21 protein-coding genes and 4 pseudogenes are annotated in these 23063 nt (G+C 37.9%); 21 read left to right on the forward strand and 4 right to left on the reverse strand.

Features of this window, described 5'->3' with window-relative positions:
* Positions 1-12 precede the first annotated feature (12 nt).
* From SMA_RS04175 to pynA, 12 genes and pseudogenes are all read left to right on the forward strand, one after another.
* Positions 13-663 (forward strand): HD domain-containing protein, encoded by a 651-nt coding sequence (locus SMA_RS04175; protein ID WP_014294373.1) that lies wholly within the window; start codon positions 13-15, stop codon positions 661-663.
* Between the two features lie 59 nt (positions 664-722).
* Positions 723-1190 (forward strand): GNAT family N-acetyltransferase, encoded by a 468-nt coding sequence (locus SMA_RS04180; RefSeq protein WP_014294374.1) that lies wholly within the window; start codon positions 723-725, stop codon positions 1188-1190.
* Between the two features lie 239 nt (positions 1191-1429).
* Positions 1430-1888 carry a DUF2798 domain-containing protein gene (locus tag SMA_RS04185; protein ID WP_014294375.1) on the forward strand — a complete coding sequence of 153 codons (459 nt, stop codon included), beginning with the start codon at positions 1430-1432 and terminating at the stop codon, positions 1886-1888.
* Between the two features lie 154 nt (positions 1889-2042).
* Complete coding sequence (locus SMA_RS04190) at positions 2043-4832, forward strand: cation-translocating P-type ATPase (RefSeq protein ID WP_014294376.1); 2790 nt, start codon at positions 2043-2045, stop codon at positions 4830-4832.
* Between the two features lie 172 nt (positions 4833-5004).
* Positions 5005-6192: an Mbeg1-like protein gene (locus SMA_RS04195; protein WP_044563025.1), complete on the forward strand. Its 1188-nt coding sequence runs from the start codon at positions 5005-5007 to the stop codon at positions 6190-6192.
* Positions 6193-6194: 2 nt separating this feature from the next.
* Complete coding sequence (locus SMA_RS12370) at positions 6195-6338, forward strand: helix-turn-helix domain-containing protein (RefSeq protein WP_014294378.1); 144 nt, start codon at positions 6195-6197, stop codon at positions 6336-6338.
* A pseudogene (locus tag SMA_RS04200) lies at positions 6311-6757 on the forward strand (aldo/keto reductase); the annotation flags it as partial. The gene SMA_RS12370 and the pseudogene SMA_RS04200, both read left to right, overlap by 28 nt.
* Positions 6758-6859: 102 nt before the next feature.
* Entirely contained in the window at positions 6860-7171 is a 312-nt protein-coding gene (locus SMA_RS04205; RefSeq protein WP_014294379.1) for a carboxymuconolactone decarboxylase family protein, read from the forward strand.
* A 39-nt stretch (positions 7172-7210) separates the two neighbouring features.
* Positions 7211-7634: pseudogene (locus tag SMA_RS04210) on the forward strand (cupin domain-containing protein).
* Between the two features lie 142 nt (positions 7635-7776).
* Complete coding sequence (locus tag SMA_RS04215) at positions 7777-8646, forward strand: hypothetical protein (protein ID WP_014294380.1); 870 nt, start codon at positions 7777-7779, stop codon at positions 8644-8646.
* 120 nt (positions 8647-8766) lie between these two features.
* The gene (locus tag SMA_RS04220; RefSeq protein WP_014294381.1) at positions 8767-9267 is read left to right on the forward strand and encodes a YkgJ family cysteine cluster protein; all 501 of its coding nucleotides are present in this window, start codon (positions 8767-8769) and stop codon (positions 9265-9267) included.
* An 87-nt stretch (positions 9268-9354) separates the two neighbouring features.
* On the forward strand, positions 9355-10047 hold the full coding sequence (pynA, locus tag SMA_RS04225; RefSeq protein ID WP_014294382.1) for a pyrimidine 5'-nucleotidase PynA: 693 nt from the start codon (positions 9355-9357) through the stop codon (positions 10045-10047).
* Positions 10048-10120: 73 nt separating this feature from the next.
* On the opposite strand, the gene SMA_RS04230 is transcribed toward pynA, so the two are convergent.
* Entirely contained in the window at positions 10121-10792 is a 672-nt protein-coding gene (locus tag SMA_RS04230) for a Crp/Fnr family transcriptional regulator (RefSeq protein ID WP_014294383.1), read from the reverse strand.
* A 79-nt stretch (positions 10793-10871) separates the two neighbouring features.
* Positions 10872-11744: a LysR family transcriptional regulator gene (locus tag SMA_RS04235; protein WP_014294384.1), complete on the reverse strand. Its 873-nt coding sequence runs from the start codon at positions 11742-11744 to the stop codon at positions 10872-10874.
* 100 nt (positions 11745-11844) lie between these two features.
* Here SMA_RS04235 and SMA_RS04240 point away from each other — a divergent pair, with 100 nt between their 5' ends.
* Positions 11845-12870, forward strand: coding sequence for a YeiH family protein (locus tag SMA_RS04240; protein ID WP_014294385.1), 1026 nt, complete (start codon positions 11845-11847; stop codon positions 12868-12870).
* Between the two features lie 201 nt (positions 12871-13071).
* Positions 13072-14448, forward strand: coding sequence for an NAD-dependent succinate-semialdehyde dehydrogenase (locus tag SMA_RS04245; RefSeq protein ID WP_014294386.1), 1377 nt, complete (start codon positions 13072-13074; stop codon positions 14446-14448).
* A 155-nt stretch (positions 14449-14603) separates the two neighbouring features.
* Here the strand turns inward: SMA_RS04245 and SMA_RS12000 are convergent, their stop codons facing one another.
* Complete coding sequence (locus tag SMA_RS12000) at positions 14604-15101, reverse strand: low temperature requirement protein A (RefSeq protein ID WP_014294387.1); 498 nt, start codon at positions 15099-15101, stop codon at positions 14604-14606.
* Between the two features lie 216 nt (positions 15102-15317).
* A complete protein-coding gene (locus SMA_RS12005; RefSeq protein WP_265643850.1) occupies positions 15318-15530 on the reverse strand; it encodes a hypothetical protein in 213 nt (70 codons plus the stop codon).
* 278 nt (positions 15531-15808) lie between these two features.
* Between SMA_RS12005 and uvrC the strand changes: the two genes are divergently transcribed.
* The 7 genes and pseudogenes from uvrC to SMA_RS04285 all read left to right on the forward strand — a co-directional run.
* Entirely contained in the window at positions 15809-17608 is a 1800-nt protein-coding gene (gene uvrC, locus SMA_RS04255) for an excinuclease ABC subunit UvrC (RefSeq protein ID WP_044563223.1), read from the forward strand.
* Positions 17595-17967, forward strand: a pseudogene (locus tag SMA_RS04260) (ACT domain-containing protein). Before uvrC ends, SMA_RS04260 begins: the two are co-directional and overlap by 14 nt.
* Before the next feature lie 125 nt (positions 17968-18092).
* The gene (locus SMA_RS04265) at positions 18093-19823 is read left to right on the forward strand and encodes a putative glycosyltransferase family protein (RefSeq protein WP_014294391.1); all 1731 of its coding nucleotides are present in this window, start codon (positions 18093-18095) and stop codon (positions 19821-19823) included.
* A gap of 157 nt (positions 19824-19980) precedes the next feature.
* Positions 19981-20583: a nitroreductase family protein gene (locus SMA_RS04270; protein WP_014294392.1), complete on the forward strand. Its 603-nt coding sequence runs from the start codon at positions 19981-19983 to the stop codon at positions 20581-20583.
* A 160-nt stretch (positions 20584-20743) separates the two neighbouring features.
* Positions 20744-22150, forward strand: a complete 1407-nt coding sequence (pepV, locus tag SMA_RS04275) for a dipeptidase PepV (RefSeq protein WP_014294393.1) — start codon at positions 20744-20746, stop codon at positions 22148-22150.
* A gap of 130 nt (positions 22151-22280) precedes the next feature.
* On the forward strand, positions 22281-22463 hold the full coding sequence (locus tag SMA_RS04280) for a hypothetical protein (protein WP_014294394.1): 183 nt from the start codon (positions 22281-22283) through the stop codon (positions 22461-22463).
* Positions 22464-22476: 13 nt separating this feature from the next.
* Positions 22477-22854: pseudogene (locus SMA_RS04285) on the forward strand (uracil-DNA glycosylase family protein); the annotation flags it as partial.
* Positions 22855-23063: the final 209 nt, after the last annotated feature.

Consider the following 23063-nt stretch of genomic DNA (forward strand, 5'->3'; position numbering starts at 1 on the left):
TATAATCAATCTATGATTGATAAGAATAATATGTTACAAAATGCAGAAAAGTTTGTTTATGATAAATTGCATACAGATACCAGTGGACATGATTGGTGGCATGTGGTGCGCGTGAGAAATACAGCGCATGAGTTGGCAGAAAAAGAAGGAGCAGACCAGTTTATTTGTGAATTGGCAGCGTTGCTTCATGATATGGCAGATGATAAGTTAAATGCTAATCCCGAGCAAGCTTTGACAGAGCTGAAAGCTTGGCTAATGCAACAAGAACTATCAGAAGAAGCTATTGAGCACATTATCCAAATTATCACGACCATGTCATTCAAAGGAAGTGGTCAAAGTGTTCCGCCAACTTTGGAAGGTAAGATTGTGCAAGATGCAGACCGTTTAGATGCCATTGGTGCAATTGGAATAGCGCGGTGTATGGTTTATTCGGGAAGCAAGGGACGTCCGATTCATGACCCAAGTAAGGTGGCACGTGACAATCTTAGTTTAGAAGATTATCGCAACGGGCAAGATACGGTAATCATGCATTTTTACGAAAAGTTACTCAAACTTAAAGAGTTGATGAATACGGCTTATGCTAGAAAAATGGCAGAGCACCGTCACAAAGTTTTAGAAGATTTTTTAACAGAATTTTACGCAGAATGGGACGGCAAGTTATAGGTTGCAACAAAAAGGCAAAATGTTATAATAGAAAAACGAAAAGATTGGGGGTCAATAAAATGACAATTAGACGTGCGACAATCGCTGATATTCCAACATTGATGGATCTTTTACAACAAGTTCTTTATGTGCACCATGTGGCAAGATCTGATTTATTTCAAGAAAAAGGTGTCAAATACACAGAAGACGAATTAGCGGCACTTATTGCTGATGATAATCGTCCGATTTTCGTTTATGAAGATGATAACGGAAAAGTGCTTGCGCATATGTTTACTATTGTTGAAGACGTTCGTGCACCAAAAGTTCCTCAAAAAACACTCTTTATTGATGATTTGTGTGTGGACGAAGCAGCGCGAGGACAAAAGATTGGTGAAAAACTCTATCAGTTTGCTTTGAAATACGCCAAAGAAATTGGTTGTTACAACCTAACGTTAAACGTCTGGAGTGCAAACAAATCAGCCGTTCGCTTCTATGAACGTCAAGGCATGACACCACAAGAAACACGTATGGAACAGATTATTGATTAAAAATGAGAAGTAAATGTGTAAAACGTTTACTTTTTATTTCTTGCTAAAAAAGACTTACGAAGAAAAAATTTTTATGCTAGACTAGCTCTTGTTGACTGTAAACTGGAGTCGAGTATGGGAAGGAAAAATCAGTAAAAAGATTTTCCAAAACGTTGTCCTTACAAAGGCTTTTTGTTTGTACGCAGACCTAGGTTGATTGGTTAATGAATAATTAATTAATTAATGAATGGAGAACTAAAATGCCTAGAAATTTTAAAGAAGCTTTGCTATTTACGTGTATGATGTGTGGAATGATGGTCTTTGGAATGAGTATTTGGAACTTGCAGGTTGCAGGTGCCTTTGCATGGAGCCATGTTTTTCTTGGTTTCTTTCCAGGATTTGTTGTTGCCTTTATTTTAGATATGCTTATTATCGGACCACTGGCTAAAAAAGTCACTTTTAGCCTTATCCCACGTGATTCAAAAAGCAAATACGTTAAAATTTTTGCGGTATCTGGTTGCATGGTTCTAGGAATGGTCACTTGTATGTCATTATATGGCATCATTTTCAATTTAGGCTTGGAAGGTGTCAGCCTTGTAGCCTATGGACAAGCTTGGCTAACAAATTTTGTTGTCGCATTACCATATAATTTTGTCGTGGTTGGTCCAATCGCCCGTTATTTCCTAGGCGGAATTCAAAAACAAGCCGTACTAGCCTAAACACCCCCTAAAAAAGCAAGGAGTTATCCTTGCTTTTTTAGGAGTTAAAAAGAAGTTTTGTCATTAAAACAACTTATCTTTATCACTTTTTCAAAAAAGTAGTATAATAACGGTAAGAACAATGTAACCGTTTTTAGAAATTGAGGAACAAGTTATGACTGATAACGTAAATGAAAAAGTTAATCAACTTGAACTTGAAACTTACGCAGCTAACGACGTTTACCAAGCTGCTAATACGCAAAGTTCTGGGTTAAAGCAACCACAAGTTGAAGAACGGCAAAAACGGTATGGAATGAATCAACTGAAAAAAGCTGACAAAGAACCTATTGCACTTACCTTCATTAAAAATTTTACAAGTCTAATGGCAATTTTGCTTTGGGTAGGTGGTGGCATTGCTATTCTGTCTCATAGTTTAGAACTTGGGCTTGTCATTTGGTTTGTCAATATTGTCAATGGGATTTTCAGTTTTGTACAAGAATATCGTGCCAGCCAAGCGACAGAAGCTCTCAAAAAAATGTTACCTTCCTATGCGCGTGTTATTCGTGAGGGACAAGAAGAGAAAATCTTAGCAGAAGAATTGGTACCTGGCGATGTCGTCTTGATTGAAGAAGGGGACCGTATTTCCGCAGATGGTCGGATTGTCTTTGCGACTGATTTGCAGGTTAATCAATCAGCGCTGACAGGCGAATCAAATCCCGTTTTTAAAACGAGTGAAGCTGATAATGACTCACAAAAGATAGCGCTTGAATACGATAATATGGTCTTTGCGGGAACGACAGTCTCATCTGGTTCTGCGAAAATGATTGTTTCTGCCATTGGAATGGCAACACAGTTTGGACAAATTGCTCACTTGACCCAAAATATGGCTGATGACAAGAGTCCGCTTCAAAAAGAACTAGACCATTTGACAAAGCAAATCTCAGTTATTGCGATTACAGTTGGTGTCATTTTCTTTATCGCAGCAACCTTGTTTGTTCATGAGCCATTTGCTAAAGCATTCATTTTTGCGCTCGGTATGATTGTTGCCTTTATCCCTGAGGGCTTGCTTCCGACCGTTACACTTTCTTTGGCAATGGCGGTGCAACGTATGGCTAAATCAAATGCCTTGGTTAAAAAATTATCTTCTGTTGAAACCTTGGGAGCAACTTCTGTCATTTGCTCGGATAAAACGGGAACATTGACCCAAAATGCCATGACAGTTAATCACCTCTGGCAAGTCTCTGGAGCTTATGAAGTAACAGGGCTAGGATATTCAGCAGAAGGAGACATTCGTAATAGCGGTGGTAAGAAAGCTTCGCTTGTCGAAAATCAATTGCTTGAACAACTTGTCCGCTTCGCTCACCTTTGTAGCAATGCACAAGTCTTGCCACCTGATGACGAGAATGCTTCTTATACTGTTCTTGGCGACCCAACCGAGGCTTGTTTGAATGTTCTTGCCGAAAAAGCTGGAATTACTCTTGAAAATAATAATCGCTGGGCACCGCGCTTGAAAGAATTACCTTTTGATTCTGTGCGCAAGCGAATGACAACGATTAATCACATTGATAGTTTGATTGATAGCAGTTCTTTGGTATCGATTACCAAAGGGGCTCCAAAAGAAATGACTGAGCTCTGCCATTATTATAAAGACCAAGAGGGCTTGCATGAAATGACTGCCGATATCCAAGCGTGTATTTTAGCAGCAAATGATGCCTTTGCTAAAAATGGCTTGCGTGTGATAGCTCTTGCTTACCGTGCTTTGGAAAAGGAGAATTTGGTTCAAGAAAGTCAATGGACTCAAGAAAATATTGAACAGCACATGGTCTTTCTTGGCTTGATTGCCATGAGTGACCCACCACGTGAAGGTGTGCGCGAAGCGATTGATAAATGCCATAAAGCTAGTATTCGCATTATCATGGTGACAGGAGACTATGGTTTGACCGCACTTAGTATTGCTAAGAAAATTGGTATTGTTCTTGGCGATGATGCACGTGTGGTAACTGGATTGGAACTTGAAAAAATGTCTGACGAGGATCTTAAAGAAGCTCTTACTGGTGAGATTGTCTTTGCGCGTGTGGCACCTGAACAAAAATATCGTGTCGTAACAGCCCTTCAAGAATTAGGCGAAGTTGTTGCGGTAACTGGTGATGGTGTTAATGATGCGCCGGCCTTGAAAAAAGCTGATATCGGCGTGGCCATGGGTGTTACGGGAACGGATGTAGCTAAAGAATCTGCTGATATGATTTTAACGGATGACCATTTTGCTTCCATTGTTGATGCAGTCGAAGAGGGGCGAGCGGTTTACCATAATATCAAGAAATTCTTGACCTATATTTTCAATTCAAATACGCCAGAAGCGGTGCCGTCTGTCTTTTTCCTCTTGTCCCGCGGTTTTGTCCCACTTCCTTTGACGGTTATGCAAATTTTAGCGGTTGACTTGGGAACGGATATGATTCCTGCTCTTGGTTTAGGAGTTGAACCTCCAGAACCCAATGTGATGCAAGAACCTCCGCGCAAATTATCAGACCGTCTTTTAAGTAAATCACTTCTTGTTAAAGCGTTTCTATGGTATGGCTTAATTGAGTCGGCACTTGCCATGGGTGCTTTCTTTATCACTTATTTTTTACATAATGGCAATTTGGCAGTACTTGCTAGTTCAGGTCAACTTTATCGTGAGGCTACAACCATGACTTTGGGGGCTATCATTTTCTGTCAAATTGGTATGGTGATGAATATCCGTACCTCTGACCAATCTATTCGTAAATTGTCTTTATTTGGCAATTCCTTAATCAATATTGGCTTGGTAGTTGAATTAGCTATTTTTATCCTATTAGTTTATGTACCTATTTTCCATAATCTCTTTAACACCGCAAGTTTGGGTGTGTGGCATTGGATTTATCTTATACTTTGCCCATTTGTCATCATTGGTTTAGAAGAAATTCGTAAGCGGCTGATGACACTTTAGAGACGATAAAAACGGTAACCCTAGCTTTTACATACGAGCTAGGGTTAGTTTTATTTTAAGGACGTTTGGAACGTCGAAAGTCATTCAACATTTTTAGAGAATTTGGTAGTTTGGCTTTTTCTTGACACTCTTGGAAAATGCTTGTAAAATTCAAGAGAGTAAAGAGGACGATATGGCAACAATTAATGACTATCTAGCAAAACATAAAAATGAAACGTTTGAGCAATTTCCATTTAACGAAGCAGATATTCTTTGCTTAAATGAACTGGGGTATTTTTGCTTTGAAGATTTGGATAATACGCTTGATTTTTCAAAAGAATTGATATTACATGACATTCTGGTGCCTTATGAGGCTGGTGAGAAGGTATTCAATCATAGTTTTTTGATAACCAAGGCGCGTGTTGAATTGCTGAAAAATGTAGCCTCATCACAACGGTTCGCTGATTTGCGTTTGTCAGCTTACGTTAATGATGTTAATGCTGAATACGAAAGACAATTCGCTGCTATGGTTTTTAGCTTACCTGAAATTGACCATTATCAATTGGTTTTTCGTGGGACAGATGACACTTTGATTGGCTGGAAAGAAGATTTTAAACTAACTTATATTCGTGAAATTCCTGCACATCGTGCAGCGGTGACTTATCTTGAGCGTTATTTAGCAAGTCATCCAATGCCTCTCACGGTATCAGGGCATTCTAAGGGTGGTAATTTAGCTTTGTACGCTGTGGCTCATGTTAAGGAAAAATGGCGTTCGCAAATCAAGCAAGTTTATATGCTCGATGCACCAGGTTTGCAAGAAAAAGAACTTGAAAATGTGGGGTATCAACTTATTCGTGAGCGTGTGCGTGTCATTCGCCCTGAAGGATCCATCGTTGGTGTTATGCTTTATAATGACATTGATCCTGTTGTGGTTAAAAGTCAGGCTTCTGGAATCATGCAACACGCTTTGACGACATGGCAATTGGATGTTGAGACGGGGCAGTTGATTTTAGCAGAACAGCCAACCGATTTAAGCCGTAATCTTGAAAAAACGTTTAAACAATGGACGGATGAATTGTCCAGCCAAGAATTGAAAATTCTCTTTGATACTCTTTTTGACACCTTGATGTCAAGCGGTATCAAAAGCATTAACGATGTGACGATTGACCGAGAATTTGGTGCGAAATTGGCAACGAGCATTGCTTCCTTTTATTCCATTGGAACGGAGAAGAAATTGCTCCTTGCTAAATCAGCGAAGTTATTTCTTGAAGCTTTTGTCGGACATAGTAAACTGGGAAGTCTGGGAAAGGACCGTATTGCCCTTAATTTTCCTGATTTTAACAGCTTGTTGAGCTATTTGAATACTAAAAAATTGAAATAAGAATGGCTTTTCAGTCTAAGAAGGAGGTTGCCAGCTTGCTAAAACAAATCCAATATTTTCAATCAGTTGTCGAAGAAAATTCCTTTACCAAGGCAGCCAATTCGCATTTTATCTTACAGTCAGCAATTTTGCACCAGACCGTGTAGCAGATTTGGCTATTTTTGCGGATGTCACTCCAATGGTTAACCAAGTTGAAACGCACGTTTTCAATCAACAATTAAATGCTCGCAAAACAATGGACGAATATGGTGTTCAAATCGAATCTTGGGGACCATTTGCAGAAGGGCGCAATGATTTCTTTACCAATGAAACACTTGTTGCGATTGGACAAAAATATCATAAATCAGCTGCGCAAGTTGCCCTACGTTACTTGATTCAACGTGATGTTATTGTCATTCCTAAAACGGTTCATAAAAATCGTATGGAACAAAATTTTGATGTCTTTGACTTTGTTTTAACAGATGATGACATGGCAGAAATTTTGAAACTTGATATGGGTGAAAGCCAATTCTTCTCACATGCTGACCCTGAAACAGTTAAAATGATTAGCTCGTTTAAGATTTAAATTATGCTTAAAAGGCATAAAACACTATGTCAAATAAGTATTTGTTATTAAAAACGAGAAGCGTATAATGGCAGTATAAACCCTATTAAGAAAGGAAAAACAATGACAATTAAACAAACAGCAGGACGTGACCAATTGGGTGAATTTGCACCAGAATTTGCACATTTTAATGATGATGTGCTCTTTGGTGAAAACTGGAATAATAATGATATTGATTTAAAAACACGCTGTATCATCACAGTTGTGGCGCTTATGGCATCAGGTATTACAGACAGCTCACTAAAATTCCATTTGCAAAATGCGAAAGCTAATGGTGTTAGCAAAGAAGAAATTGCAGCAGTCATTACACACGTGGCTTTCTATGCAGGTTGGCCAAAAGGCTGGGCAGTCTTTAACCTTGCCAAAGAAGTTTGAAACGAAGATTAAGAAAGATATGAAATGAAAGGATCACAAATGACAGATAAAGCAACTTTTGACAAAAAATGTATTCGGATAAGGACAACCAAATGACGCTTTTGCGCAATATTTTGACGGACAATCATTCTTGAACCCATTGGTTGGTACAGATTCACCGCTTTTCTTGGCGAATGTCACTTTTGAACCTGGTTGTCGTAACCATTGGCATGTTCACAATGCTGATAAAGGTGGCGGACAAATTTTGATTTGTACTGCAGGTCAAGGTTGGTATCAAGAAGAAGGCAAAGAAGCTGTTAGCCTTGAACCAGGGAAAGTTATCGTGATTCCAGCCAATACAAAACATTGGCATGGCGCTAAAAAAGATTCATGGTTTGGCCATATTTCAGTGGAAGTTCCTGGTGAAAACACGTCAAATACTTGGTTAGAAGCCGTTAGCGACGACGATTACAACGCCCTTTAAACTATTCTTTTACAATTATATTTGACTCATACAATCAAAACACAAAACAATCTCATTTCGCTTAACGCCCAGCTGAAAACGGTTTGGGCGTTTTTTATGTGACTACCGTGACAATTTTATCTAACCATGCTAAACTAAATTTATGACTCACATCACTCATAAAAGAATTGTGCAAGCTGGTCATTTTTTGCAACTTTTTAAAAATGATTCTCAATTTACAACACCGATTTTTAGAATTGACCACAAGCGAAAGCACCTTCAATTTGTCATTGTTTTTAAATTAGATGACGACGAGGCATTTTACGCCCTCAATCGTTCAAAACTTGGATATAATCATGAGTTGAAACGTCTCAAACGTTTTACCAAATCGACACTTTATCAAGGAATTTTATCCGTTCCGCTAAAGGCACGCCAGACGATTCAGATTTTACAAGTGCCAAATGATAGCAAGGTGGTCAAAGACTATGTGACCTATTACACTCAAACTCAGATTGATGAGATTTTACATGGAAAACCAACTGAAAGCAGTGACGTTTACGACCCATTTCGTGATGCACATTCAGCAATTTTTCACAATCTTTCCCAAGCAGAAAAGCTGATGTCTTACGAAAATTACCAAGGAATTCAAGATTTTCATCCTTTTTTAGTAGTGAAGGACCAAGCTTATGCTTTGTCTTGTGCTTACAAAGATCCGGTTAAAAAGAAAACAATCCATTTGCAATTAATGGGCTGGTATTATCGTGGTCAGCAATTGAAAATCAGTTGGAAGCCAGATAATCAACGCAAAGCACGTTGGCGTTCGTCCCTCGTTGCCATTGATAGAAAGACACGACGCTACTTCTTTCAAGGAAATATTTATCACGAAAAGGGAACAGCCCCCGTTTTTCTGGAACAGTTGACCTTTACCTTTCACGATTCTATACAAAATAGCAGAGTTGCTAAGGTGGAATTTGCAAGATTTATAAATGCAATCAAGAAACAAGAACGTGCAGCTTTGTTAAAGCGCCGCTGAAAAGAGGATTTCTTTGACGTTACAATTCACTTTTTAAGCTCACGGATAAACTCTCCACTGGAAACCTTATTTATGCTATAATATTTTCTGACTGAAATCGAAACATTAGAAAGTAACAAAATGACAGAAATTGATATTGAATGTTATTATGAACTTGCTCAACAAAAGCAAAAAGAGCACCGCAAATTTTTAGCGACACTCAAGAAAAGAGCACCCAAAAATCTTGATAAAATCACTCAAGAAATTCACACTGAAGTGTTTAATGAGATTGATTGCACCAAATGTGCCAACTGTTGCAAAAGCTTAGGACCGCTTTTTACAGAAGCTGACATCACACGCATTTCAAAAGTCTTTCGCATGAAATTGTCTGTTTTTGAAGAAACGTATTTGCGTGTTGATGAAGACGGCGACAAAGTTTTCCAATCTATGCCTTGCCCATTCTTAGGCGATGATAACCTTTGTACAATCTACGACGTTCGTCCCAAAGCTTGCCGTGAATTTCCACACACCGACCGCAAGAAAATCTACCAAATCAATCACTTAACCATTAAAAACACCCTTTTCTGCCCCGCCGCCTATCTCTTTGTCGAAAAACTCAAAGACCGCTTGGAAGGGAAGTAGGAAGAAGCCCACTTTAAAACCAATTTGAAGTGGGCTTTTTTTGATTAAGTTGCTTTATATGCTATAATATTTGCCAAAGGAGTTTTCATGACATCAGATTACCATTACTTATTATTCGATTTGGACCACACTTTGCTTGATTTTAATGCGGCAGAGGATGTGGCGTTGACAGAGCTTTTGCAGGAAGCGCGTGTGTCAGATATTCAGGCTTATAAAGATTTTTACATTCCCATGAATCGTCAGTTGTGGGATGATTTGAGCCTTAAGAAAATCACCAAAAAAGAGTTGGTCAACACGCGTTTTACACGACTATTTGCGAATTTTGGGCATGAGGTAGATGGGCATGCTTTTGCCAAACGTTACCAAGAATTTCTTAGTCAACAAGGGCAAACTTTAGTTGGTGCAGATAAGTTGCTTGATAATCTTAGCCAGCAAGGCTACCGTATTTTTGGAGCAACCAATGGCATTACCAAAATTCAAACAGGGCGCATGGCAAATTCAACGATTAAAGATTATTTTGAGCATGTTTTCATTTCTGATGAAGTCGGTTACCAAAAGCCAGATAAAGGTTTTTATGATGTCATTGCGGGAGCTATTCCCCAATTCAATCATCAAGAAGCACTGATGATTGGTGACAATCTTTTAGCCGATGTCCAAGGTGGCAACAACGCAGGCATTGATACCGTTTGGTACAATCCAGCCCGCAAAGAAAATCATACCAAAGCCACTCCAACCTACGTGGTTAAAGATTACCAAGCTTTACTTAAATTATTACGATAATGATAAAAATCAAACCCAGTGTGACACAGTAGAGTTAACAAAAATCAGCTGAACATTGTGTTTCAGCTGATTTTTAGTAATCGATTTTTCGTTCTTCAGTGATTAATCTTGCCGTTTGCTCAGGGTTGATAATGCGAATTTGGTGTCCAATTTTATCAATTAACTGTTCATCTCGCAAGGCTTTAACCATTCGAGCGATTGTTACAGCATGTACGCCGAGATAGCAAGCGATTTCTTGATACGTAAAGACGGTGTCGAGCACGAGAATACCAGAAGAATCTTTTTCTGCTTGATCAAGAAGAAAGCGACTAAATTGGACTAGAGCAGGCTCGTTTTTGCTGCTATGAAAATGTTCCATAAGGTAGACAAGATTTTCGGTCAAAGTATTAACCATCAAAGTTGCCACCGATGGAAAACCAAGTAAATCCTGAAAATTTCTGTTTGGAATACGATAAGCGACACAAGGTGTCTTAGCAATGATTAAAAACGTCTTTTTCCCATAATAATTGAGATTAAAAGCAGTCATCAATGGTGTAAATCCGACAAATTGTTGTTTCTTGAAGTAGAGATAAGTTGTTTCTTTGCCGTCGTAAGAAATAGAAGAAAGTGCACAAACACCTGATGATAGGATATAAATATCACCATTTACTTCTCCAGCAACAGATTTCGTCAGCTCATCGCCTTTTTGAAACGTCACACGCTCACCATATTGGAAAAGTTCTGTAATGTTCAATGTAGATTGCATACTTACCCCTTTCTAAATTAACGTAGGCCTTATATATATAACTATATAGTTTATGTCAAAAAAGCGTTTAAATCAAGTCTTAATTTGTTAGAAAGAGTTTGAAAATGTCTTGATATAGACTTTTGAAATGGCTATTTTTTCGCCAAACAAAAGTAAAATCATGGCTTATTGGTGGTAAATCAAGCTTAATTTCAAAGAGTTTGCCACTGTCTAATTCTTTTTGAACCACACTTTTATAGACAAAAGTAATACCAAGATTATTCGTAATCAATTGACAAATCGCGTTAAGACTACCGATTTCGGTAATTTGATGAAAGTCAGTGATAGCTAAATTAGCTTCTTTTAGTGTCACTTCAAGCATTTCACGTGTTCCAGAGCCTTGTTCGCGAATGATGATAGGATAGTCTAGTAACTCTTCGAGCGTGTAGGTTTTATCCGTAAGTCCAGCTTTTGGGGAAGCAACGGCGATAAAGGGTTCGGTTTTATAGGACATAAAGTCATATTTTTCTTTGGAAAAGAAACCTTCAATTAGAGCAAAATCAATTTTTCCTTGGTCAATGTCCTTTAATAACGTTTCCGTATTATCAACCAGCATTTTAATTTTAAAATTAGGATGTTCGGAAAGAATGATGGCTAATGAATCGCTTAACACATATTCGCCGATAGTCAAAGTAGCACCGAAGTTAATTGGTGTTTGATCTTGATTGAGATGTGATTTGAAATGTTGAATGTCATTGTTTATTGTTGTCAGCAAATCAAGCAATTCTTTACCACTTTTGGTGAGTTGACATTGTTTTCCAGAGAAAGTAAAGAGTTTGGTTTGATAATCATTTTCCAAAGTTTGAATGTGTTTGGTGACAGCGGGTTGTGTGATATGCAATTCTTTAGCAGCTTGGGTAAAATTAAGCGTGTCGCAGACTTTCATAAAGGTAAAAACACGGTAATCAAGCATAATAATCTCCTATTATTTTTTGTTATTATATCATAATAAATCATAATTTTACATTATGGCTTGTCCAAGTTATAATATTTTGTGAAAAGGAGTTTTTGTTATGATGACAATTGAGAAAAAATTGCCGGGCATCATGTTTTGTGTGATTCTGGCTTTGCCAGCCTGGTTTTTAGGGCATTTATTTCCACTTGTAGGAGCGCCAGTATTTGCAATTTTACTTGGGATGGTTGTGGGGAATTTTCATAATAATCGCACCCAAACTACTGATGGTATTGCTTTTACATCAAAATATATTTTACAAGCGGCGGTTGTTTTATTAGGTTTTGGTTTAAACTTAACACAAGTTTTTAAAGTTGGGACACAATCATTGCCAATTATTATTTCAACCATTACAGTCTCGTTAGTTGTAGCGTTTTTATTGCAAAAATGGCTAAAATTGGATAGTAATATAGCAACCTTGGTTGGTGTTGGGTCATCTATTTGTGGTGGCTCAGCCATTGCCGCAACAGCACCAGTTATCAAAGCAAAAGATGAAGAAGTCGCAAAGAGTATTTCAGTTATCTTTCTCTTCAATATCTTAGCAGCACTAATTTTTCCAACATTGGGAGACTTACTTCACCTATCTAACCAAGGTTTTGCGCTTTTTGCGGGAACAGCTGTCAATGATACGTCATCCGTTACGGCGACAGCGACAGCTTGGGATGCTGTTCACGGGTCAAATACCTTAGACGGTGCAACAATTGTGAAATTAACGCGCACACTGGCCATTATTCCGATTACTTTAGGGCTGTCATTCTATAAAGCCTATCAAGATTCAAAAAATGGCAGAGCTAAACAAACGACTTTCCAATTGAAAAAAGCTTTTCCAATATTTGTCCTTTATTTCCTATTGGCTTCGATTGTCACGACAATTGTCAGTGGTTTAGGAATTGATACAGTTATTTTTGATAATCTTAAGACACTCTCAAAATTCTTTATTGTCATGGCAATGGGGGCTATTGGTCTTAACACGAATCCTATCAAACTTATTAAGACTGGTGGACAAGCTATTGGAGTGGGGGCTACGTGTTGGATAGCTATTACCTGTGTCAGTCTTTGGATGCAGCATCTTCTAGGGATTTGGTAATAAAAATGTAGAAACAATGTTTGTGAATGTTCAATCATTGTTTTTCTTTTTTGAAAAACGATAGCGTTTACTTGAAACCGTTTCCTGAAGTGCTATAATAAACTTGGATACCTTAGTTAAATTTTATGAACAAAGACCGTTAATCTTATGGCTAACAGTTGTAAGGCGTGAAATTAGCAACGATAAAGGAGAAAAGGTACGATGGCATATAAAACAACTTATCCTTATACAAACGAGGTTCTTGCGACTTTTGATAATGCAACGGATGGAGCGTTAGAGGAAGCTTTGGCAAATGGGCATGCGCTTTACAAAAAGTGGCGTGCTGAAGGAGGCTTGGATGAGCGAAAAGTTCAATTGCATAAAATTGCTGAGTTGCTACGTCGTGATGTTGACAAGTATGCTGAAGTCATGACAAAAGATATGGGAAAACTCTTCACAGAAGCTAAAGGCGAAGTGGAACTCTGTGCAGAAATTGCGGATTACTACGCTGATAAGGCAGAAGAATTTTTGAAACCACGCCCGCTTGAAAATATTAATGGTGATGCTTACTACATCAAGCAAGCGACAGGTGTTTTGGTAGCCGTTGAACCATGGAATTTCCCATTCTATCAAATTATGCGTGTCTTTGCGCCAAACTTTATGATTGGAAATCCGATGATTTTGAAACACGCTTCAATCTGTCCAGCATCAGCACAAGCATTTGATGATTTGGTTTTGGAAGCAGGTGCACCAGTTGGCGCATTCAAAAATCTCTTCCTTTCTTATAATCAAGTTTCCAAGGTTATTGCTGACCCACGTGTTGTTGGGGTTTGCTTGACTGGTTCTGAACGTGGTGGTGCTTCTATTGCGGCAGAAGCGGGAGCAAATTTGAAAAAATCATCTATGGAACTTGGTGGTAACGACGCCTTCATTATCCTAGAAGATGCCGATTTTGATTTGCTTGATAAGACCATTTTCTTTGCTCGTCTCTACAATGCTGGTCAAGTTTGTACCTCATCAAAACGTTTTGTCGTTGTTGGTCAAGAAAACTATGACAAATTCGTTGATATGGTGGTCAAACATTTCAAATCAGCCAAATGGGGTGACCCAATGGACCAAGCGACAACTTTAGCACCGTTGTCATCAGCAGCCGCAAAAAAAGAAGTGCTTGGTCAAATCAAATTAGCTAAGGAAAATGGTGCAACTGTGGTTTACGGTGATGAACCAATTGACCACCTAGGAAACTTTGTCATGCCAACTGTTTTGACAAATATCACCAAAGAAAATCCAATCTACAATCAAGAAATCTTTGGTCCAGTTGCTTCTATCTATAAAGTTGATACTGAAGAAGAAGCCATCGCACTTGCCAATGATTCTAGCTATGGTCTTGGTGGTACCGTCTTTTCAAAAAATCTTGACCATGCCAAAGAAGTGGCTGCCAAGATTGAGACAGGAATGTCATTTATCAATTCTGGTTGGACATCACACCCAGAAATCCCATTTGGAGGCATTAAAAATTCAGGTTACGATCGCGAATTAAGCGAACTCGGCTTTGATGCCTTTGTCAACGAACACCTTGTTTTCGTTCCAAATGATTAATTAACTCGCTCTCCTTTTATTTATATTTAAAATAGAAAACCGCAAACTAATTTAGCTTGCGGTTTTTTGGCTGTGCTGTAAAAGTCTTATTTGTTAAATAACGTTTATGAAAAATCACGTAAATTTTTCCTTGGGTCGGGATGTGGAATATTATGTTACTCACGTTTTCTTCGACGAACTGCCAGATAATAACAATTATATGCCCATGTTGTCGCACAAAGAACGAGCGACAGTAGTAGGATATGATGTCTAACAAGGAACATGATAAAAGCACCGATTCCCAAAAGCAATCCGATTTTAAGATACGTTTTCAAATGAAGCTGATAAATGCTTTGATTATAATGCGTTGTGGTCAAAACACCTGCATAAAAACTGAGAAAACTAAAAAGAAAGAGAGCAAATCCAAGGTTAGCGTGATGAGAATCAGCTAAAAATTCTATTCCAACGGTGAAAATATTAATACCGATAAAAATCGGAATATGAGCATAGAACATCAATGAACCTGCCGTCTGACGATGATGGTCTATTGCCAAGAAAGTTTGTGTCATGTAAGAAATAAACATGAAAGACATTCCAGCAAATAATAGGGCACCTTGATAAAGAGATTCTGTCAGCGGATAGGTACTGATAATGGCAATGACAGTTTCACCCAAGGTAAAATTGTCACCAACTGAGCTCGCTCACAGCATGCGGAAAATTAATGTGTGACGAATCGTGATAGCGCCTTGTAAGAACTGGAAAAATGTTGGGAATGAGGTAAATTAACACTGTCCAAATATTAGCTCCCAATAATCCTAATGCAAAAGGTAACAAAGAAAGCCCATAAATGGCACAAATAACAATGTTAAATATTATGTCTCTGTTAAATCCTAAAACACGCCCTTTGAGAAATATTGTAGCGCAATAATGGCGTAAGCTAGTATGAGAAGCCAATTAAAGATAACGACAGTCGGATGTCCAGCGTAAAGATGCACCATATTCATATCAAATGTTAAAGCAAGATTTCCAACAACAAACATCAGCACAATAACAGAGAAAATATCAATTCTCCTCGAATCACCGTATTTATTGTAGTAAAACACTTCGGTCATCCAAAGATTCAGCGAAATAATGAAAAAATTTCTTGAACACCAACATGACTTAAATGGATTGATGAGATCAATTGACTGATGCCCAAAACAAAAGCCAAGTCAAAGAAAAGTTAATAGTTGGATACACGTTTAGCAAGAAATTCTGGCATAATAGCTCCTTTACTTTCAATGAATCAATCTTGCCTTTATTTTACCAAAAAAGCCAAATTTCAAAAATAAGAGGAACTTTTACCACAGCAATGCTAAAACGATTTTGCTATAATATAAACATGAATGAACTGATTAAACATAAACTGGAGCTGTTGCCAGATAGCCCAGGATGCTATATACACAAGGATAAAAATGGCACTATTATTTATGTTGGTAAGGCAAAAAATCTGAAAAATCGTGTGCGTAGCTATTTTCATGGCAGCCATAATACCAAAACAGAACTTTTGGTTTCAGAAATAGAGGATTTTGAGTATATTGTCACAGGTTCCAATACCGAGGCGTTGCTTCTTGAAATTAATCTCATTCAAGAAAATATGCCAAAATACAATATCAAGCTCAAAGATGATAAATCCTATCCTTTCATCAAAATCACAACTAATGAGCAGTACCCACGTTTAATGATTACCCGCCAAATCAAAAAAGACGGTGCCATGTATTTTGGACCCTATCCTGATTCGGGAGCGGCAACGGAAATCAAACGCCTGTTAGACCGCATTTTTCCGTTTAAGAAATGTACTAATCCTGCTAATAAAGTTTGTTTTTATTACCACTTAGGGCAATGTAAAGCACATACGATTTGTTATGTTGACCATAATTATTTTGTTGATATGGCGCACAATGTGAAAAATTTCCTTAACGGTCAAGACAATAAAATTGTTGACCAACTTAAAGATAAAATGCAAAAAGCGTCAGATTTAATGGAATTTGAACGTGCGGCAGAATATCGCGATTTACTGCAAGCTATTTCAACTTTGCGCACGAAACAGCGCGTGATGAGCCAAGATATGATGGACCGTGATATTTTTGGCTACTACGTTGACAAAGGCTGGATGTGTGTGCAAGTATTTTTTGTTCGCCAAGGGAAACTCATTCAACGTGATGTTAATATGTTTCCTTATTACAATGACCCAGAAGAAGATTTTTTGACTTACATGGGACAATTTTACCGTGACAATAAGCACTTTATTCCCAAAGAAATTTTCATTCCTAAAGAAATTGATGAAGAATTGGTTAAGGCGATTGTTGATACGAAAATCATCAAGCCCCAACGTGGCGAGAAGAAGCAGCTTGTTAACCTAGCTATCAAAAATGCACGTGTGAGTTTGCAACAAAAATTTGATTTGCTTGAAAAAGATGTTAAGAAAACTTATGGTGCTGTTGAAAATATCGGCGAATTGCTTAACATTCCAAAGCCTGTTCGTATTGAAGCCTTTGATAACTCAAATATTCAAGGAACAAGCCCTGTCGCTGCTATGGTGGTCTTTGTAAATGGAAAACCAAGTAAGAAAGATTATCGAAAATTCAAGATTAAAACGGTTGTCGGACCAGATGATTATGCCAGCATGCGCGAGGTCATCTATCGCCGTTATAGCCGCGTGATGAAAGATGGCTTAGTGCCACCAGATTTGATTATCATCGATGGTGGTCAAGGTCAGGTCAATGTGGCGCGTGATGTTATTGAAAACAAGCTCGGTCTTGATATTCCAATTGCTGGTCTGCAAAAAAATGATAAACACCAAACGCATGAATTATTGTTTGGTGACCCTTTAGAAGTTGTTGAATTGCCACGAAATTCCGAAGAATTTTTCTTGTTACAACGTATCCAAGATGAGGTGCACCGTTTTGCTATTACCTTCCACCGTCAAGTGCGTAGTAAAAATTCATTCTCATCAAAACTTGATGGCATTGCTGGATTGGGACCAAAGCGCAAGCAATTACTCATGAAGCACTTTAAGAGCCTACCCAATATTCAAAAGGCTGATATAGACGATATTGTGAACTGTGGTATTCCACGAAATGTCGCAACTGCGATTAAAGAAAAATTAAATGAGGAGGAAGATGTCAATGCTAACCATTAAACCGATTACTAAAGAATTTGCTGTTTGTCAAGTTGAGGATTATTCACAAGTCAATCTGGAAAAATCCATTTGTTTTTACTGGAGCAACAGATGACGAAAAATCACTTGTTTGTCCGATTGCACTTATCCCTGAAAATGCTTTGAACGTTGATAAGACTTGGTCAGCTTTTCGAATCGAGGGTGTTTTAGACTTTTCTTTGATTGGCATTTTATCAAAAATTTCAAGTTTTTTAGCAGATAATAATATTGGTATCTTTGCCATTTCGACTTATAACACGGATTACATTTTAACGAAAACAACGGATTTTCAAAGCGCACTCCGAGTATTAGAAGTAACAGGATATCAGATTTTGGGATAATTTTTGCAAGAAACGAAAGGTATTCTTGAATATAAATAAGAAAATTTCATGAAAGTTTTCTGTTTCTGTTTGTAATCTTTTTTAAACTGTGCTAACATGGATAGGGATTTTTTAAGGAGATAAGCATGTTTAAGAATTTTAAGAAGAGCCTTTCTTATCTGCGAAAAAAGCACTTTTGGCTACCAAGCCTTATGATAATGCTGGTTGCTTTTTTACTGATTCTTCCACAAATCATATCAAAAGGTGTTATTGTTGGCAGTGATTTTCTCTTTCACTATAATCGTTTTTATGAAACGGCTATGCAGATTAAGACTGGTAATTTCAGTTATTTTATATCTTTGTATGGCTTTTATAGCTCGGGGCGGATTATTAATGCGTTATACGGTCCCTATTTTGCCTATTTTCAAGGTTTGCTGGTTCTAATCAGTCGCAATTGGTACACGTATCAGTTGGTATCACGCTTTTTGTTGAATGTGATTGCAGGCTTTTCAATGTATCGATTGATACGCAGGGTAGCTGTCAAGCCTAAAATTTCTCTAGCCATTGCCATTTTTTACATGATGACTTTTTCTGTTCAATATTGGACATTTAGGCAAGGTTTTTCAAGTTGGGGAGCTGCTTTTATGCCGTGGTGCATGATTCCAGCGATTGATTTTGTGAAAACTAAAAAAGTAGGCGTGCTACGCTTAGCCGTTGCTGTCGCTTTGATGATGCAAGTCCATATGCTAAGCTGTTTCTTGCTCATTGTTTCTTATTTGCCGTTTTATTTGTACGGTTTTATCAAATCTAAAGAAAAGAAAACCATTATCATCAAAGGAATACAAGCTGTTTTACTTGCTCTTTTATTGACAACGAATGTCTGGGCTGCGCTTATTGACGTTGGGCGTAATAATAATTTGATTGAACCATTTATCAATTCAAAATTATACATTATGACGGTGAATCAACGTAGCATTCAATGGCTGATAACACCGTTACCTTTGCTATTTTTGGTGCTGTATCAATTGTATTTTTCATTCAGACATTGGCGTCATTTTGATACACTATTACGAGTCACAACGGGAGCATTTTTCTTCTTTCTCGTTCTGTCAAGTAGCATTTTCCCTTGGTACAGTATTAACAAATTAAACCTTTCTTTGGTCAATTTAATTCAATTCCCATTTCGCTTCTTTGTACCTGCTACGGTGTTATTATTGTTAGCAGTAGCGTTAGTTTTAGAGCGTTATTTTGACATCAAATGGTCCAAATTAGTGACAGTTGGGGCGATTTTGATTAATCTTTTCAGCCTTGCTCAGTTAACACATCTGCAACAAGAAAAAATTGCTGAATACTATACTGCTAAACACCCCATCAAAACTAAAAAACACACTTTTGTTTGGGGAAATTCTGAGGAAGTTCGAGCTAGTTTTCACAGTTCAGATTTGTATGAGCTGTTAGATTTAATCTCGAAATCAACACCAGATTATCTTCCCACCGAAAAATCAAACAAGGACAACAAATACGTTCTTTATGAAGAATTTGTCATCGGTCATACAGATACTTTTGACAAATCACAAGATGGCAATACTCTTATCTTCACATGGACTGCTGACAATAGTGGTAAGGTTAACATTCCAATCGCCAAGTATAAAGGCACCGAGCTAACGCTCAATGGTAAGAAACTAAGTCGTACCGATTATTCCTTGTCAGGAATTGGAACACCGACTGTGACACAAAAAATCGGAAAAAACACATTAAAAATCACTTACCATATTGGCGTCTGGTTCAAAGTTTTGCTGATTGCTAACGCCCTCACATGGCTAGCAACAGCAGGCTACGCTTGTCTAAAGAAATTAAGAGTGATAAAAAAAGTATAATAATTTTAGGACTGGAATTACACATCCAGTCTTTTTATTTTAGAAAAATCTTGTTTCATGTTACATTTCTTTCCCAAAACTACTAAAAAAAGCTGTGAACTCTTTCAAAAAATGTTAGAATAGAGGAGCAAAGAATATTTTAGAAGGAGGTTCGCTTATGAAGTTTCTAGAATTAAATAAAAAGCGCCATGCCGTCAAAACTTTCAATGACAAACCCGTTGATTATAAGGATTTACGAACAGCCATTGAAATCGCTACATTAGCTCCAAGTGCTAATAATATCCAACCTTGGAAATTTGTTGTGGTGGAAGATAAAAAAGCCGAGCTTGCTGAACATCTCCCAGAGATTAATAAAAAGCAAGTGGAGCAATCACAGTACGTTGTAGCGATTTTTACCGATACAGATTTGGTTCAACGTTCTCACAAAATTGCTCGTATTGGTGTCAAATCATTGAGTAATGATATGTTAGGTTACTACATGGAAACCTTACCTGCTCGTTTTGCAGAATTTGACGACAAACGCAAAGGCGAATACCTTGCCCTTAACGCTGGAATTGTTGCCATGAATCTTGTTTTGGCTTTGACTGACCAAGATATTTCATCAAATATTATTCTTGGTTTTGATAAGTCATCAACCAATGATATTCTAAAAATTGATAAACGTTTTCGTCCAGAGCTCTTAATCACTGTTGGTTATAGCGATAATAAGCCTGAACCAAGTTATCGTTTGCCTGTTGACGAAATTATCGAACGTCGTTAAGCGTATCGACTTTAATTTCATGCACCAAACTTGGTTTATTTGCTAGGCTGAGTTTGACAAATACAGTAACATGAGTTTACCGATTTTTGGTGAATTCAAAGATAAAACAAGATAGCTTTTCTTTTTTGAGAAAAGCTACCTTTATGGAGGAGTTATAAGAATGACAGTAGATTTTAAAGCAGAAGTTGAAAAACGTAAAGATGCCATGATGGAAGACCTCTTTGCTCTTTTGCGTATTAACTCAGAACGTGATGACAGCAAAGCTGACAAAGAACATCCATTTGGACCTGGCCCAGTAAAAGCTTTGGAACATTTCCTAGCTATGGCTGAACGTGATGGTTACAAAACACGTAACATTGATAACTATGCTGGTGATTTCGAATTTGGTGAAGGTGACGAAGTTCTCGGAATCTTTGCTCACTTAGACGTTGTGCCTGCAGGTAGCGGTTGGGATACTGACCCTTATGAGCCAGTTATCAAAGATGGACGCCTTTATGCGCGTGGGTCATCTGATGATAAAGGTCCAACGATGGCATGTTACTATGCCCTAAAAATCATCAAAGAACTTGGTTTGCCAGTATCTAAAAAAGTTCGTTTCATCGTTGGTACTGATGAAGAATCAGGCTGGGGCGATATGGAATATTATTTTGCTCACAATGGCTTGAAAAACCCTGATTTTGGTTTCTCTCCAGATGCTGAATTCCCAATTATCAATGGTGAAAAAGGGAATATCACAGAATTCCTACACTTTGCAGGTGACAATAACGGTGCCTTCACATTGAATAGTTTCGATGCTGGACTTCGTGATAACATGGTACCAGAATCAGCAACAGCTATCTTCACAGCTGACAGCACTTTGGCTGAACTTCAAGAAAAATTAACAGCATACACAACAGCTGAAAACTTGACTGCTGAACTTACTCAAGAAGGCGACGCTTTCCGTTTGACAGTTGTCGGAAAATCAGCTCACGGTTCAACACCAGAACTTGGTATCAACGGTGCAACATACCTTGCTAAATTCCTTAACCAATTTGCTTTTGAAGGAGCTGCTAAAGCTTATCTTGAAACAGCAGCAAACGTTCTTCACGGTGATTTTGCAGGTAAAAACCTTGGTGTTGCCTATACTGATGAAAAAATGGGCGCTCTTAGCATGAACGCTGGTGTTTTCAAATTTGACCGCAACTCAGATGACAATACAATCACTCTTAACTTCCGTTACCCACAAGGTACAGATGCACAAACTATCAAAGCTGAACTTGAAAAACTTAACGGTGTGACAAAAGTAACACTTTCAGATCACGAACACACACCACACTATGTTCCAGCTGATGACCCATTGGTTGCAACACTTCTTTCTGTTTACGAAAAACAAACAGGCTTGAAAGGTTATGAACAAGTTATCGGTGGTGGTACATTTGGACGCCTTCTAAAACGTGGTGTTGCTTTCGGTGCAATGTTCCCAGATTATGTCAATACAATGCACCAAGCAAATGAATTTGCCGACGTTGACGACCTTTACCGTGCTGCAGCAATCTACGCCGAAGCACTTTACGAATTAATTAAATAACCTTTGACAATGACAGGAGGAGCTTGTTAGCATATATCAAAGCAGGAAAAGCAAATCTGTCTATGCTTGTATTTCAACTGATGAAATCTTTTCATCAGAAAGCATACTAAAGGAAAAAAAGCAGAAAAATTTGGAGAAAAGACTTGAAATAGCTCCAAAAATATCTTCGTCTAAGAAAGATGCCTCTAAAACAAAAGTAAAAGAAAAAACGCAATTTGAACCTAAACGTAATAAAGTTAAGATGGCAGGAGTGGTTGACGATAAGAGTTTAGCAGCATTGATGACTTTAAAAGATAAACTCTCTGAAAAATAGAAGGGAGACTGCTATGGATACCATTGAACAATTAATTGCGGACATTATGGCAGATGAGCAAAATACGACCTACACTCAACAGGGCATAAAGCCACTTTTTACTGTTCCAAAAACGGCTCGGATTAATATTGTCGGACAAGCTCCTGGCATTCGTGCGCAAGAGTCGGGTTTGTATTGGAATGATCCAAGTGGTGATAATTTGCGAAAATGGCTGGGCGTTGACCGAGAAATATTTTACGATTCTGGACTTTTTGCGGTTGTACCAATGGATTATTATTTTCCGGGAACGGGAAAATCAGGTGATTTGCCGCCACGAAAGGGCTTTGCTGAAAAGTGGTACAAACGAACCTTGGCTTTTGCACCAAATATTGAATTACATATTTTGACTGGCTAGACTGCTTCCTATTCTTATCGTTTTTATTGTGTTCTTTCCTCTGCAGTGGATAATCAACACATTTCAAAAGTAACCTTATAAATTTTAGTTATTATATTGGGCTGAAACCCTTGCTACAAGCGGACTAGCACAAATGCAAGCTCGACAAAAACATAACTAAATAATCTATTGCTCTTATGATGATATTTTACCAAACTAGAAAAACT

The organism is Streptococcus macedonicus ACA-DC 198 (assembly GCA_000283635.1).
GTDB lineage: Bacteria > Bacillota > Bacilli > Lactobacillales > Streptococcaceae > Streptococcus > Streptococcus macedonicus.